Origin of the sequence: Vibrio sp. Vb1755 (genome assembly GCF_033338635.1) — a bacterium.
Taxonomy (GTDB): domain Bacteria; phylum Pseudomonadota; class Gammaproteobacteria; order Enterobacterales; family Vibrionaceae; genus Vibrio; species Vibrio alginolyticus.
The window spans coordinates 71,357-86,678 of sequence record NZ_JAWOTA010000002.1; the positions used below are offsets into that span (position 1 = coordinate 71,357).

A 15,322-nucleotide genomic window follows, 5' to 3' on the forward strand; every position below is an offset into this window, starting at 1 on the left:
TAGAAAAAACTTGGAAATTGAAAAAAGTATTCTTAGCTAGTTTATACCCAAGTAACCTCGAGATGTTAGGTTCAGCGAGAATGGCTTGGTTTGTAGACGCGGCGGCGATTTAAAGGTCTAGTGGGTCTAAATCAAGAATCGACAACAAAGTATACAAACCAAGACAGCTCGCCCTTCGGGAGCGTGTCATTGACTCGGCTTCTGTGTCAAACAACTTGGAAAGAGCTGACTATTACGCTGCGTTGTTTTCCTTGACCCCGAATCAATGACAACGCTCTGAATCTTGCATCTTGAAGTCACTTGGGTATAAGAGTCATTTACAAGGAGGAGCGACATGTACCGTTATGTCAGTTCGCCAAAAGCATCGAAGTACATAGTGCCACCACCACAGCATCGCGAGTTGTCGAGTATCGATGTACCGGAGTCAGAACTTGAGATGCGTGAAATTCTGAACAATTGGTTTGCCGATGGATTGGCGCCCATCATTGAAAATGAGGACAATGACATCTCTGCTAATGAGCAACAGCGCTTTGAGCAGCTCAGCCGCACGGTGGGCGTGTTACTGCGTAATAAAGATTACTACTTCGCCACTAAGCGGATTCTTTCGTTGTGGGAGCAAGACTGCTTAGAAACGACTTACGTTAATTATCTGATTTTACGTAGTGAGCGCATACCATACTTCGAATAAGCCCTATTTATAGGCTTAAAATAGTGGTTTACATGGTTTTCTTAGTAACTTTTGACACCTGTATTTAATATTTTTGTAAACATCGTTATATTTAAGGCTCATCGTTGTCAGGAGTTTATGGATGAACCTTACGATATCAGGGAAGTTGCAGCTCAGTTTTGTGCTGCTAGCCGTACTTTTTATGGCATCAGCGGTATTCACGTATCGCAACGTCACTACCGTAGAGCAATACGCCTCTTCGTTACTTAAATCCGATTTACCGACCGTCGACACCAGTCGCGGCATCCAACAGTCCGTTCAAGCGTCGCTGTCCTCGATTCGAGCCTACATGTTGCTAGGTGGCGATGAAGAGGCGAGCGCACGTCTGAGTGAGGACGTGCGTAATATCATGGCATCTACAGACGAGTCGCTTCCAACGTTGCAGGCGTTGATCTCTGAACAGGATTTTCAAGCGATCCAAAGCCAGTGGGACGCGGTAAAAGTTTCTCTAAACAAGCTGATTGAACTTAGCCACAGTGATGAGAACTTACCCGCACACAACCTCTTTATTAACGAAGCGGCACCCATTGCAGAAGTGGCACTTGACCAGCTTCAAAGCTTAATCAACGAAGAGTCAGGAAACCCATTCGGTGGAGACAGAAAACGTCTGTTCAAAGTTTATGCCGACAGCTATACCTCGCTCGCCAATGCACTGTCTGCACTGCGAGATTTCCTGTTATACGGGCAGCAAGATCATCTAGACAAATACCACGACTTGATTAAATACCACAATCAATCTGTGGCGGAAATCGATAGCAAACTCGACAGACTTACCGATAACGACCAATCACTGTGGTCACTGTTTAAAGAAATGCAGCAACTGTACTTTCCTTTAGCAGAGCAGGTGATTGCATTGCGTCAATCGCCAGAATGGAACGAATCAAACTTGTTAATGGCGAATGAACTGTTGCCAGCAGCGGATGCACTAGACCAAAGTTTAGAAACGATCGTATTGGCTCAGCAAAGTCGTGCTGATCAAAGTGGACAGGGTATTAATCAGTCGATCAAGAACGTACTGACCACTATGTTGATTGCAGCAGCATTAGTTTTGTTTGCCGCAGTAGCGATTTCAAAATACATGGGCAACACCATTGGTCGCCGAGTGAAAAACTTATCGGAGCGAGCCAAGACGATCGCTTCAGGAGATGTTTCTCAGCCTCCGTTAACTGTTGTTGGGAAAGATGAATTGGCAGACCTTACCGATTCGATTAACCGCATGAACCAATCGTTAGCGAGCATCGTGGCAGGGGTGAGTGAGAAAGCGCACCAAGTGGATACCAGCATGGGGGCTTTATTGGAATCGGCGCAAGTCACTTCATCGAATGTTGAACAGCAACAGACCAGCATTGTTGAAATGGGAAGCCAATTGGATGAAATCGCTTTAGCCGCGCGTAACACCCTAGATCAAGCCAATCAATCGGTGCAGAAGCTTTCTGATTCAAAAGGCGAGATTGAACAAGGTCGCGATGCACTAGAGCAAAACAAAGTCACCATGGAAAGTTTGCACGGCAGCATTGAAACTGCGAGTACGCAAGTCACACAGCTAAGCAAAGAGAGCGAAGCCATTGGTCGAGTGACGGAAGTGATTGAAGGTTTGGCAGAGCAAACTAACTTACTGGCATTGAATGCCGCGATAGAAGCAGCGCGCGCAGGTGACCAAGGGCGAGGCTTTGCGGTTGTGGCGGACGAAGTGCGTATGTTAGCGACGCGCACTACTCAATCGACGACGGAAATCAACGGCATCATCAATGCGATTCAACGCTCGACCCATTCGGTGGTTGAGGAGATTGAACACAGTCAATCACTTGCGGAGCAGGGCGCTGAGCACATTGAAAAAGCGGTAACTCGTTTGCTTGTTACTACGGAGCAAATAGGTTCCTTGAATGAACAAATGGCAGAGCTTGCGGCAGCGGCAGAGCAGCAATCTCATGCGACCAATTCGATCACTGGATTGATGTCCGGCATTACTCAATCAGTGGATGAGGTTTCGAATAACAGCCAACGTGCATCAGAAACATCATTGCAAGTAAAAGAGCAAGTTACTGAGCTGAATCAACAGATGGCAACTTTCAAAACGGCATAGATAAGGTTTACGTCTGTTCATCTACTTTTGAACGTTAACCAAATAGTAAAAAAGCCCCAATTCTTTTTACACAAAAAGGATTGGGGCTTTTTGTTGGATGATACGCCGATATTCGTCTACTTGCTCATTGGATTTGGCTATTTAAATCATAGTTAAAACCAAATTCTCTTCACCGAGCCGGAGTCGTAATATGACTCCATCGGCAGCAAATACTGCAAAAGAATTTTTAAACTTTATACCAATCCCAGTAAGAGAATCGTTCGTTACTACGATTGGTATCATCCTTCTAGGAGCAAGATTATGAACAAACAAGTAAGCCTAATTGGTCTAGACAGCGAACAATCAGCACAACTAGCTCAACAACTAAATCAACTGCTAGCGCATTACCAAGTGTTGTACATGAACTCTCGCGGTTACCACTGGAATATTAAAGGTGCGCAATTCTTCGAACTGCACGTAAAATTTGAAGAGATTTACACTGATCTACAAACAAAAATCGATGAGCTTGCAGAGCGTATTCTAACTTTGGGTCATACGCCAGCGCACGCATTCAGCAACTACTTGGAAGCAAGTGAAATTAAAGAACATCAAAACGCGACTTCTGGTGAGGAGTGTGTACAAGGTCTGGTTCAAGGCTTTAGCGTTCTACTTCTAAAACAGCGTGAGATTCTACAAAACGCGGGTGAAGCAGATGACGAAGGTACAGCGGCATTGATGGGTGACTACATCCGTGAGCAAGAAAAATTAATGTGGATGCTTAACGCTTACCTACAAGGTTAAGCAGCGCATCACCCAAGCAATCCTTGGGAACGCATGAAACAATCGGGAATAAGTCATAAGGGGCACGTTGGTGCCCCTTTTTTTGTTTGCGTATTTTATATGTGTGCTTTATTTGCGTGGTAAGGATTGGAAATGGCTCAATAAATCGCTGAGTTCATTAAGCGCCAACGAGGCTGAATCATTGAAAGTTTCTTGATTACCGTGATGAACAAGGCAAGAGGGCATCTGTGCGTTATACGCTGCCTGTAAGTCGTAAAGGTAATCGCCGACATAAAGCACTTCATCAGGCATCAAACGCCACTCTTTCGCCAATACCTGAAGAGACAAAGGGTCTGGCTTGGGCGGGAAGCATTCACGAGTGATGACTCGTTCCACTGAGATTTGGTTGTGTTCTAGTTTGCGCTGCGTGGCGATTTGACAGTTGCGCGTCACGATAGCGGTTTTGATTTCATTTTGATGCAAGTGGGCGAGTAATTCATGGCAGCCAATCATTGGAGCAGACTGCTCAGCATCAGAAATCTCGTAATCAAATATCACGTTATGAGCGTGCTCTCTATGGTGAGGATGCTCAAGTGCGTCGACAAAATCCAATAGATCTTCACTCTGCGGACAACCTAGCTGTTGTCGCAATTCGCCGAAGTTCATATCAGAACTCACCAAGGTGTTGTCTAAATCAAACACCACGGCTTTAATTTTATCGAGCTGTAAAGGGAATGGAATCATAATGACCTCGTACAACTTAACCGAACTATCGTTTTAAAAAACAAAAGGTTATTGTTAAGTTTAGATTCTTCTGCTTAGATTGTACGAAAATAAATCACTAGTACGTCACAAATTAAATAGTCTTAACGATTTTAGTGTTTGATTACCTTTCCTCAAGACGAAAGATTTTGCCGCTGTCGGTAGAAAAGTAGATATAGCCATCGGGGCTGATGGTTATATCTCTTACTCGCTCTCCATGACTCTCCATCAATCTTTTTGATTCGGTGAGCTTGCCATTATCAATAGAAACCACGTTGATGTGCGCCAGTTTCAATGCGCCTGCGAGGATTTTCCCGTCCAATTCTGGGTATTTATCACCACGGTACAAAATCATATTACTGGGCGCGATAGAAGGGACGTATACCAGCTTGGGATCTTCCATTCCCGGTAACGACTTAGCTTCCCCAACGTCCAACGGTCCCCAATATTCTTTACCATGAGAGACTTTTGCCCAGCCGTAGTTCGCGCCTTTCTTGATTAGATTAATTTCATCGCCACCGCGTGGTCCATGTTCAATCGACCACAGCTGTTTTGTTGCTTCGTCGTAAAACATACCTTGTGGGTTGCGGTGCCCGTAACTCCATATCTCAGGACGAGCTTGGGAAGGTTTGAATGGGTTGTCTTGCGGAACCGAACCATCAAGGTTAAGGCGCACAATACTGCCAGCATGGGTTTGAGTGTCTTGGCCATTATCGCGTTCGCCACGGTCACCGATTGAGAAGTAAACTTTATCGTCTACAAATGAAATTCGACTGCCGTAGTGGCGACCCGTGTCGGTGATGGCATCAGCAACAAAGAGATCGTTCCAACCCACAAGTTGATTGTTTTGCAATTGCGCCGTCGCTAACGCCACCGTATTGCCTTTACTTGTGCGCTTGCTGTAGGTAAAGAAGAGTTGCGGGTTTTGCGTATCGGCATTCGGTGCGAGCGCAACATCCAATAAGCCGGCTTGTCCACTGGTGTTCACATCGGGGACGTTAAACAGCTTTTGAGGTTTGCCTGTGGTGATATCCAGCAACGAAACCGTACCGTTCTTTTGATTGACGATAACGCGTTGATTATCTAAGAACTCGATCCCCCAAGGGATCTGAAATCCACTCGCCACTTCGTTGGCGCGGTATTCGGCAGTGTTGGCAGAAAAGGATAAACAAGCGAGTAGGGTGGCAGCAATCGTTCTCATGGTTCCTTCCAATATGAATCGTGTTAATACTTAAAAGCTAACACTAAAAGACTATGTTTGGCAGAGATTCACTTGTATATGAATGTAAAAAATCCCCGATACGAGATCGGGGATTGAATTAAGGCTAGAGAATTGTTTATGTAGCGAGATTACATCGCTTCTTCGAAGATCTTAGAGATTTCTTCGTGAGTTGCTTGTTTAGGGTTAGTGAAACCACAAGCGTCTTTCAGTGCGTTGTCTGCTAGTGTTGGGATGTCTTCTAGTTTCGCACCAAGCTCTTTAATACCTGCTGGGATACCCACATCTTTCGCTAGAGTAACGATAGCGTCGATTGCTGCCGCTGCACCTTCTTCAGCAGACATGCCTTCTACGTTTACGCCCATTGCTTTTGCTACGTCACGTAGACGCTCAGGACATACTTGCGCGTTGTAACGCTGTACGTGAGGTAGAAGAATCGCGTTACAAACACCGTGTGGAAGGTCGTAGAAACCACCTAGCTGGTGTGCCATTGCGTGTACGTAACCTAGAGAAGCGTTGTTGAACGCCATACCCGCCATGAACTGTGCGTATGCCATTTGTTCACGAGCTTCTAGATCTTCACCGTTTTTCACTGCTGTGCGTAGGTAAGCTTGGATAAGCTCAATCGCTTTAATTGCTACCGCGTCAGTGATTGGTGTTGCCGCGATAGATACGTAAGCTTCAATCGCGTGAGTTAGGGCATCCATACCTGTTGCCGCAGTTAGCGAAGCAGGTTTAGCGAGCATTAGCTCTGGATCGTTTACCGAGATAAGCGGTGTTGTGTGCTTATCAACGATAGCCATCTTAATGTGACGCTCTTCGTCAGTGATGATGCAGAAACGCGTCATTTCAGATGCAGTACCCGCCGTCGTGTTGATCGCGATAAGTGGCATCATTGGTTTTGCAGATTGGTCTACGCCTTCGTAATCTGCGATTTTGCCGCCGTTAGAAGCAACAAGCGCGATACCTTTCGCACAGTCGTGTGGTGAACCGCCGCCTAGAGAGATAACGAAGTCACATTCGTTATCAGTAAGAAGTGCTAAGCCGTCGTTAACGTTTCTGATAGTTGGATTTGGTTGAGTGCCATCAAACACAACGGTTGCTACATCGCGCTCAGTGAGAAGGTCTTGAACTTGTTTGACTACACCGATTTGGTTAAGGATCTTATCCGTAACGATCAAACCTTTTTTAAAGCCTTGAGATTGGATGCTGTCTGCTGCGTCTTTCAAACAACCAGCGCCCATTAGGTTTACCGTAGGGATAAAAAATGCACTTGTCATATTGGATAGCTCCGTCGTTATTTTTAATAATCTTTCTTAATTTGCCATTTACTGTCGCACATTCGTTTCCAGATTGAAGTTGATCTAAAGCAAGTTTACCCACTTAGAGGTACTTGCAAGAGAAAAACTGTGACAGTGATCTTGTTGCACTGCGTATAAGTGCAACACTGATATAAAGTAGAACAAATATGAAACTATGGACGCAAACGATTGGCAGAAATTGACTTCTGACGCGGATATATCTCTAAATTCGACTAAAGTATAAAAAATCCCCATTAATAACTTAGTTATCAATGGGGATAGGGAAGTGTTTTATAAGCTAACTACTAATAATTAAGCTATTTTAATCAGTTTTGATACTAACTTTTCGATACCTGAAGCCGCTTGAGAGATATTCTCTGCCAACATGTAAGCAGGGGTTGAAAGTACGAGGTGTTTTTCATCAAAAACGATGTCTTCGACAGGGCACGTGGTGTGTTCACCGCCCATTTGATTAAATGCTATTGAGACTGCCTCATCGTTGCCTACCGTTCCTTTCACGCCTTGCTCATAAATCATCGGAATAATGACAGGAGAAATACACAGATAGCCAGCTGGTTTTTTCGCATTAGCAAACGCGCGACAAGCTTGAGCTACGTGTGTGTTAATGGAGCACTCCGCACCCGAAACAGCGAAGTCGGTTAAGTTTTTCGCGGCACCAAACCCACCTGGAAGCAGTAGGGCATCGTATTCATCGACGTTAAGTTTGGCGACATCGTCAATATTTCCGCGTGCAATACGAGCTGATTCGATCAATACGTTACGTGTTTCATCCATTTCGTCACCAGTTAGGTGATTGATGACGTGGAGTTGGTCAATGTTAGGTGCAAAGCAGTGCCAAGTTGCACCTGCCTTCTCGATGGCGTAGAGCGCCAACACTGCTTCGTGGATCTCAGAACCGTCGTAAACGCCTGAACCACTTAAAATGACTGCGACTTTTTTCATGTTTGGATTCCTTTACTCTGAACGTTCCTTAGATTGCTCTTCGCTATCTAGACCATGCGTTTCCGAATGTGTTTTAACGTTTTCACTCTCGTTGTCATCTTCATCATAGTAGCGCACAACAAAGGGTGTAAGCATAACACTAGAGGGCAGAAAATGTTTCATATCGACTCCAACGGCTTAATAGAATGATTTTTATACTGATTTTTATAAAACAGTACGTTGAACCTGATCATTTTTGAGTTAAGCTGACGTTTCCTTTGGCATTCGTGAGTGGTAGGTCACATGAAATCAGTGCAATTTCGTTTCACACTTTATGGTTGTATCGCGATTCTCTCTTGGAGTTGTCTGCTTGGCATCGCGAGGTTGGTTACGGAGAGTTTAGGTCCTGTAGGCGGGGCAGCCATGTTGTACTCTCTTAGCTCTGTTTTCCTTCTTATCGTGGTCGGTATTCCAAAGTTGTCTTACTTTTCTCCCAAGTATCTTGCGCTTGGTGGTGCGATGTTCGTCTGTTATGAAATATTTCTCGCTCTATCTTTGGGATATTCCAACTCGCGCGCGCAGGCAATTGAGGTGTCGATTGTCAATTACCTTTGGCCCGCACTGACGGTTTTATTTGCGGTCCTTGGCAGCAATAAAAAAACAAACTGGTTGCTTTATCCCGCAGTTACGCTGGCGTTTGTTGGGGTTGCTTGGACTGTGAGCGGTGAGAATGGCTTATCCATAACTCAGATCATGTCCAATGTTAGTAGTAACCCTCTGGTGTATTTTATGGCTTTCGCTGGCGCGGTTATATGGGCTTTTTATTGCAACTTAACCCAAAGGCAGCAATCTAAACATAATGCGATTACCCTGTTTTTTATTGCAACAGCTGTTTCGCTTTGGGTCAAATACGCGTTTACGGATGAGCCACCAATGACATTCAGTTGGGAAGCGATGGGGTACTTAGTGGCCTCTGCCGCTTTAATGGCTGGTGGTTATGGTTTATGGAATATCGCGATCGTTGGCGGCAATATGGTTTTTCTCGCCACCTTGTCTTACTTCACACCCATTTTTTCCGCTTTATTTTCTTCCATTATTCTTGGCGTAACTCTGAGCCATAGCTTTTGGCAGGGCGTTGTGATGGTAACGGTGGGCTCGCTGATGTGTTGGTTAGTCACCAAAGAGAAGCGCGAAGCGGCTGGGTAAGTTACCAACGAGATCAGAGAATTTAAGTGAGCAACGAACAGATCTCCCTTGCGAGCTGTATTCGAATACGAAGCAACTAAATCGAAAAAATTAAAAAAGCTCCCGAGATTGGGAGCTTTTTATTGAGTTTTAACGGCTCTTTGGTGGCGCTCTAATAAGCGACGTTCAAGTGTAGTTGAAGCTTGAATCTGTGCTTTGACAGTCGCTTGATAAGCTGCTTACGAGTGTGCTCTAGTGTGTCAAGCTCCAATGTGTCGTCATCAATATGTACGTCCACATTTACTCGTAGCTCTTGGCCCACCTTCGTTACGCCAGCCAGTTTCAATTGATGCTCAGTCACTTTTTCAATCTCAAGAACATCTTTGCCAACGCTCTGACACAGCTCTTTGCTTGGTGTCATCATTAGTAGTTCACGTAAGGCACCTACTAGCATATCGAACGGTACTTTGAGGAAGTAAAAGCCCATTAAAACCATCATCATGGGGTCGGCATATACCGCATACTCAGAGAATGGCGTTAGTGAAACAGCCCAAGCCGAGATAAATCCTACGGTCACCGCCACACTTAGCAGAGTATCCATTTGCCACTGTTTTTTCTCCGCTTCAATCAAGCCTGATGAGAAGCGGCGGCTGCGTTTCGCCATAAACCACCAAGCGTAACCACAACCGATAACATTCACGATGCCGAATAAGGTCGCAATAGAAGCATCGACCTCGCGACCTCCAGACATCAATGCTGATATCGCAGAGTAGAGAGAGAAGCTTACAACCACTAAAATGACGGCTGCTTTTATCGCAATAACGATTGGTTCTAAGACCGCTTTTCCAAACGGGAATACAGATTTTGAAGGCTTGTTAATATAGTAAGAAGCGGCCAGTGACAATAAAGTTAACAGTAAGCTGACCAAAGAGTAAACACCGTCAAACACGATGACAATTGATCCTACAAGCAAGCCAAGTACCATACCACCAGCAGCGAACCCAGATGCCAAAAGGGCTGAAATGGTTAGAATACGGTTTTCGTTTTTGCTTGTCCTGTCACACATAAAAGATGCCTTTGAATTTTAATACCTTACTATTCTTCGCTCATAAGGTAATTTAGGCAACCACAAAGTGACCAGTAACTAATCTAAAAAATTGCGTTTTTATTTATATTCCTATAAAACAATGGCTTACTGTTATTTTTTGGTGTCAGTAAAATTGACGCTCACTGATAAAATGTTTAGAAGTCAAATAAATACTCGCTCAATTTATCTGCTAACCACGTCATTGCAGGATGCTCAGCATGGCCGTTAGGTGAAAACATACAGTAGTCTTCTTGCGTCAATCCGTATGTGTGTTTGATAACGGCGAGCTTCTGCTGACGAAGGTAATGGCGGATTAATGGTTCTGGAAGCACGCCCCAAGCGTCTTCTTCTAAGATGGTGTTCAGCATGTAGTCAAAACTCGAAAAACCAATATATCGAGTCGAGAAAGGTTGCAGTTCAGGGTTGTCTTTCTCATTTAGGTACACCATTAGTGCTTGCATTTGACTACGTAGATCTTCGTCTGAGACACGGCGCATCTTACTTAGGCGGTGTTCTACACTGCATACTGACATCATACGTATCTTGCCTAACGGGTTGTATACGATACGAGGATCGTCTACTCGCTCATAATCAACGCCGAAAGCAAAATCTACTTGGTGGGTACTGACCAAGTTGGCTAAGTCGCCACTGGATGCCAAGATTAAGTTGAAGGTTGTTGAAGGAAAGCGGTTATTCAATGTATGAGATAATTCTTGCCAGAGATCATCAGGTAAGGAGTCGTCACGTGCTACCCAAACTTCCGCGTTAAACCCTTCCGAGATTTGAGCGCAGGTCTTTCTGACCCGTTGTGCGATGATAAGTAGGTGTTCGCAATCTTTGTAAATGGCTTTCCCAGCTTCAGAGAGGGTGAGCTGGTTGCCAGTTCGGTTAAACAATTCAACGTCGAGATCTTTCTCTAATGCCTTAATCGACATACTGAGTTTGGTGCGATTGCAGTCGAGTTGCCTTGCCGCTTCAGAAACAGAACCACACTCAGCGATGGTGCAGAAGGCTTCTACTTGAGTTAAGTTCATGATTTGACACAACCAATAAATGAATTCAAATAATTTGGGTATTATGCAGATGCGCTCCCAAAGCCATGAAAGATTATCGAAAAAAACGCGAATCCGCCAGATAAGTCTATGGTCTTTTAACGGTTTTGCGGTAATCTATGTGGGTTACAAAAAGTGAACATGGAGGCCACGATGGCACAAGATTGGGACGGCTTAGCAAAAAACTGGGAATCAAATCCAGCAACAGAGCAATTTGCGCAGTCGGTGTTTGAGCAGTTACAACAGCTAACTCAGCTTGATGGCATTAAAGTACTAGATTTTGGATGCGGAACAGGGCAGTTAAGTCAACGATTGTCACCGATGGTTAAAGACATCGTAGCATTAGACGCATCGGAAGCCATGATTGAGGAACTCGATAAAAAAGAGCTCGTCAACGTAGAACCTGTGGTAGATGCATTATCTCGCGGCTTGGTCGCTCAGCACCCTGCGTTTCGTGGACAGTTCGACTTGGTGGTTGCATCATCAGTTTTAGCGTTTGTGGAAGACTTAGACGCGTCATTAACGATCTCGCATTCTCTACTTAACCACGGCGGCTATTTTGTTCATTTTGATTGGATTGCAGAATGTGAACAAGACGGTTTTACCCTTGCGAAGTCTGAGCGTGCACTGAAAGAAGCAGGCTTTACTGAAGTTGAATCGCAACACGTTTTTGACATTACATCTGATGGTAAAACAATGTCGGTATTAATGGGGCTTGGTCGTCGCTAATACTGCTGAATAAAGAACACAAAATGACAAAAGCGAGCTAACAAGCTCGCTTTTTTCTTATCTGCTGAGGGTATATGTAACTTCACTTGCTCTAAACAAGTCGTCGTGGTGCAGGCAAGGACATACTCGAACAACTAAGTCTTCGGAGGTTATTTTGAGACGACTATCCTGCGTATCTCCTCCAGCACTTCAGGGTTGGCTATTGCGCCTAAATTTTCGACGTTTCGGTTGTTAACGACTTGCTTAACGGCTAACTCGACCAGCTTTCCTGAGCGTGTCTTAGGTATATCGCTTATTGCGTAAATCGCACTAGGTACATGCCTTGGAGAACATGCAGACTTTAGCTGTGCTTTGATGGAAGCGATCATCTCGTCATTGAGCTCTACCCCTTTGACTAATTGGACAAACAGCCATATTTGTTCGTTGCGATCGACTTCTTTTCCTACTGCGATGGAATCTAGAATACCGTCTATACTGTTCACTTGCTGATAGATTTCGGCCGTGCCGATTCTTACGCCACCGGGATTCAACGTGGTATCACTTCGACCATAAAACACGTATCCACCAACGCTGGTTTGTTCAACATCGTCGCCGTGGTGCCAAATATTGTCGAACTTATCCCAATAAGCACGATGATATCTCTCCCCGGTGTCGTTCCAAAAGCCAGCGGGGAAGTTGGGCAATGAATTGGCACAAACCAACTCACCGCGCTCTCCGATTACGCTATTACCCTGCGGGTTAAAGACTCTGACATCGACCCCTAATCCCGCTGATTGGCACTCTCCTCGATAAACGGGAGAAATAGGGTTGCCTAACACAAAGCAGCCACAAATGTCTGTCCCGCCTGAGATCGATGCGAGGTGGACATCTTCTTTAATGTGCTGATAGACATAATCAAACTGTTCTGGATACAGAACTGAGCCCGTTGAGCAAATGGTTTTCAGACTTGGAAATGCATCACTTTTCGGCGGAGAAAAAGAAACTTTTTCCAATGCCTCTAGGTATTTCGCCGAAGTTCCAAACAGCGTCACTTCGGCTTGTTCAGCGAGGTCCCAAAGCACGTTATGAGTGGGATAAACAGGGCTACCATCAAAAATTACTAAACATGCGCCGCTCGCGAGTGAAGAAACGTGCCAGTTCCACATCATCCAGCCACAGGTCGTGTAATAAAACACTCTGTCGTTCGGTTGGATGTCGCAATGCAGTTGATGCTCTTTCAAATGGTTAAGCACTGTTCCGCCGACGGAATGAACGATGCATTTCGGTTTGCCTGTCGTGCCTGAAGAATAGAGCACGAATAGCGGATCGTTAAAATTAACACGAGTAAAAGTCAGCGCTTCGGGTGTGTATTGATTCAGGACGTTTTGCCAATCTTGAGTGCAGACGTCGCATTCAAAAATGTGTGGTTTCAGGTAGCTAATTTGGCAAACCTGTTTAAGACCATCAAGATGATCCGCAATATGCTGGTTTTTCTCAGACATATCGAAAGTTTTGCCATTGAATGTATAGCCATCACAAGTAAACAGGATTTTAGGTTTCACTTGACCAAAGCGCTCCAAAACGCTTTCAACGCCAAAATCAGGTGAGGTAGAAGTCCAGGTTGCCCCTAAACTGGTGGTTGCTAACATGGCTATCACCGTTTGAGGTAGGTGAGGTAAATAACCAGCGACGACATCACCTTGCTTAATTCCACATTCTTTCAACCATTGCTGCACACTCGAAACTTCTTCGCACAATTGTTTCCAGGTGTAGGTCTGTTTTTCTTCACGTTCATTTTCAAACCAAATCGCGAGATCATCGGGTTGGTGACACGCGTAGGTTAGCAAATTTTCGGCGTAGTTAATTTGCGCGTTTGGGAACCATTTTATATCCCTATTTTCAACAGGTTGCTGCCAGCGACTTTCTGCTCGCTCTTTTATGGTCTCTCCCTGAGTGCCAATGACGTCGCAGAATAGCCAAACTTCTTGCCAAAATTTTTCTACATGATCGAGTGACCATTGATGCAGATCAGCGAAGCTTTCAAGGGTATTTCCTTGTCGATTAATGTGTTCAATAAACTGTGTAATGTTGGCTTCTTCGATACGACTTTCGCTCGGTTGCCATACTTTGCTGCTCTCGCGCATAGGTCCCTCTATAACAAAGTGATAACAGGTTTTAGTTTGAGAGGAATACACGATAAAGTCAAACAAGCCAGAGATTATATCGTGTCATAAAAATCATGCAGTTACGATGCATTGTAAACAATATGTTACATCGGGATGGTGCTGAGAAAATCGCGCAGGGATTGGAAGCTCTTAAGACTGAAGATAGGCTTAATGTAAAGGATTTGTTAATGGAGATGTGCCATGACTCAGTATCGTTCTAAACCCGTAAACCAGGAAGGCAGGGTTGAATGGAGCCGTGAAGAAGACGCCATTTGGCGAGATTTGGTAACACGACAAATGGGTGTGATCCAAAACAGAGCTTGTAAGGCTTATTTACACGGTTTAACGCTGCTTGATTTACCTCAAGACCGCGTTCCTCAATTGCCAGAAATTAATCGTGTCCTGATGGAGACAACAGGTTGGCAAGTGGAGCCCGTTCCTGCGCTTATTGACTTCGACCGATTTTTTAATCTACTCGGTAATAAGCGCTTTCCCGTCGCCACATTCTTGCGTACCAGAGAAGAGTTCGATTACTTGCAAGAGCCGGATTTCTTCCATGAAATATTTGGTCATTGTGCGATGTTAACCAACCCAGATTTTGCTGCATTTACCGAACATTATGGTCAACTAGGGCAAGCCGCTACCCCAAAACAAAGAGCCTATCTCGCTCGCCTCTACTGGTTTACCGTAGAGTTTGGCTTGGTGAAAGAAGGGGACAAAACCAAAATTTACGGTGGTGGTATTCTCTCATCTCCTGGCGAAACCCTCTACGCATTAGAGAGTGATGTAGCAATTCGCGACCCATTTGAATTACAAACTGTGCTGAGAACGCCTTATCGTATCGACATCATGCAACCGAAGTACTACGTGATTGATGACTTTTCTCAGCTCTTTAAAATCAGTCAGTTAAATTTATTGAAACAAGCCGATCTAGCGATTGAAGCTGGACTGCTTCCTCCACTTTTTGAACCAAAGGAACCTGCTCATGTTGAATGAACAAAAATGCGAAGCTTGTAGTATCGATGCCATTGCACTAAGCAAAGAAGAGCAACAGTCTCTGCTTCTGCAATTGTCTGATTGGCAGATCATTGAAAGAGAAGATATACCTCAACTAGAAAAGGTGTATAAATTTAAGAACTTCAAACAAGCATGGGCTTTCAGTAACAAAATCGCGGAACTGGCAGAAGATGAGTTCCACCATCCTTCTATTTTGTTGGAATGGGGTAAGGTTACCGTAACGTGGTGGAGTCACTCTATCAAAGGTCTGCATAAAAACGATTTTATCTGCGCATCAAAGTGTGACGCGCTAGCATCGGCAGAGTAGGACATTAC

The 15,322-nt window shown here is 44.7% G+C and carries 15 protein-coding genes; 7 read left to right on the plus strand and 8 right to left on the minus strand.

Going from position 1 to position 15,322, the window contains the following annotated elements; translation table 11 throughout:
• Positions 1-334: 334 nt before the first annotated feature.
• The 3 genes from R7E00_RS02840 to R7E00_RS02850 all read left to right on the plus strand — a co-directional run bounded on the left by R7E00_RS02840 (position 335) and on the right by R7E00_RS02850 (position 3,590).
• Entirely contained in the window at positions 335-688 is a 354-nt protein-coding gene (locus R7E00_RS02840) for a hypothetical protein (RefSeq protein ID WP_033906832.1), read from the plus strand.
• Positions 689-809: 121 nt separating this feature from the next.
• Positions 810-2,810 carry a methyl-accepting chemotaxis protein gene (locus R7E00_RS02845; RefSeq protein WP_049537031.1) on the plus strand — a complete coding sequence of 667 codons (2,001 nt, stop codon included), beginning with the start codon at positions 810-812 and terminating at the stop codon, positions 2,808-2,810.
• A 300-nt stretch (positions 2,811-3,110) separates the two neighbouring features.
• On the plus strand, positions 3,111-3,590 hold the full coding sequence (locus tag R7E00_RS02850) for a Dps family protein (protein ID WP_005388254.1): 480 nt from the start codon (positions 3,111-3,113) through the stop codon (positions 3,588-3,590).
• A 108-nt stretch (positions 3,591-3,698) separates the two neighbouring features.
• On the opposite strand, the gene R7E00_RS02855 is transcribed toward R7E00_RS02850, so the two are convergent.
• From R7E00_RS02855 to R7E00_RS02875, 5 genes are all read right to left on the minus strand, one after another.
• On the minus strand, positions 3,699-4,313 hold the full coding sequence (locus tag R7E00_RS02855; protein ID WP_005375585.1) for an HAD family hydrolase: 615 nt from the start codon (positions 4,311-4,313) through the stop codon (positions 3,699-3,701).
• A gap of 142 nt (positions 4,314-4,455) precedes the next feature.
• Complete coding sequence (locus R7E00_RS02860; protein WP_262605998.1) at positions 4,456-5,532, minus strand: PQQ-dependent sugar dehydrogenase; 1,077 nt, start codon at positions 5,530-5,532, stop codon at positions 4,456-4,458.
• A gap of 149 nt (positions 5,533-5,681) precedes the next feature.
• Entirely contained in the window at positions 5,682-6,830 is a 1,149-nt protein-coding gene (yiaY, locus tag R7E00_RS02865) for an L-threonine dehydrogenase (protein ID WP_262605999.1), read from the minus strand.
• Between the two features lie 333 nt (positions 6,831-7,163).
• Positions 7,164-7,814 carry an isoprenoid biosynthesis glyoxalase ElbB gene (elbB, locus tag R7E00_RS02870; RefSeq protein WP_017634378.1) on the minus strand — a complete coding sequence of 217 codons (651 nt, stop codon included), beginning with the start codon at positions 7,812-7,814 and terminating at the stop codon, positions 7,164-7,166.
• A 12-nt stretch (positions 7,815-7,826) separates the two neighbouring features.
• Positions 7,827-7,976: a hypothetical protein gene (locus R7E00_RS02875; RefSeq protein WP_017634379.1), complete on the minus strand. Its 150-nt coding sequence runs from the start codon at positions 7,974-7,976 to the stop codon at positions 7,827-7,829.
• Positions 7,977-8,096: 120 nt separating this feature from the next.
• On the opposite strand from R7E00_RS02875, the gene yddG reads away from it, so the two are divergent.
• Positions 8,097-8,999 carry an aromatic amino acid DMT transporter YddG gene (yddG, locus tag R7E00_RS02880; protein ID WP_005389394.1) on the plus strand — a complete coding sequence of 301 codons (903 nt, stop codon included), beginning with the start codon at positions 8,097-8,099 and terminating at the stop codon, positions 8,997-8,999.
• A 151-nt stretch (positions 9,000-9,150) separates the two neighbouring features.
• Here the strand turns inward: yddG and R7E00_RS02885 are convergent, their stop codons facing one another.
• Together R7E00_RS02885 and R7E00_RS02890 are read right to left on the minus strand one after the other, a co-directional pair.
• Positions 9,151-10,044: a cation diffusion facilitator family transporter gene (locus R7E00_RS02885; RefSeq protein ID WP_005389400.1), complete on the minus strand. Its 894-nt coding sequence runs from the start codon at positions 10,042-10,044 to the stop codon at positions 9,151-9,153.
• Positions 10,045-10,220: 176 nt separating this feature from the next.
• Positions 10,221-11,099, minus strand: coding sequence for a LysR family transcriptional regulator (locus R7E00_RS02890; protein ID WP_053307827.1), 879 nt, complete (start codon positions 11,097-11,099; stop codon positions 10,221-10,223).
• Between the two features lie 171 nt (positions 11,100-11,270).
• Here R7E00_RS02890 and R7E00_RS02895 point away from each other — a divergent pair, with 171 nt between their 5' ends.
• Positions 11,271-11,846, plus strand: a complete 576-nt coding sequence (locus R7E00_RS02895; RefSeq protein ID WP_017821100.1) for a class I SAM-dependent DNA methyltransferase — start codon at positions 11,271-11,273, stop codon at positions 11,844-11,846.
• 149 nt (positions 11,847-11,995) lie between these two features.
• On the opposite strand, the gene R7E00_RS02900 is transcribed toward R7E00_RS02895, so the two are convergent.
• Entirely contained in the window at positions 11,996-13,969 is a 1,974-nt protein-coding gene (locus R7E00_RS02900) for an acetoacetate--CoA ligase (protein WP_171342532.1), read from the minus strand.
• 222 nt (positions 13,970-14,191) lie between these two features.
• Between R7E00_RS02900 and phhA the strand changes: the two genes are divergently transcribed.
• Positions 14,192-14,986, plus strand: coding sequence for a phenylalanine 4-monooxygenase (gene phhA / locus R7E00_RS02905; protein WP_005391119.1), 795 nt, complete (start codon positions 14,192-14,194; stop codon positions 14,984-14,986).
• On the plus strand, positions 14,976-15,314 hold the full coding sequence (locus R7E00_RS02910; protein ID WP_005375563.1) for a 4a-hydroxytetrahydrobiopterin dehydratase: 339 nt from the start codon (positions 14,976-14,978) through the stop codon (positions 15,312-15,314). Before phhA ends, R7E00_RS02910 begins: the two co-directional genes overlap by 11 nt.
• Positions 15,315-15,322: the final 8 nt, after the last annotated feature.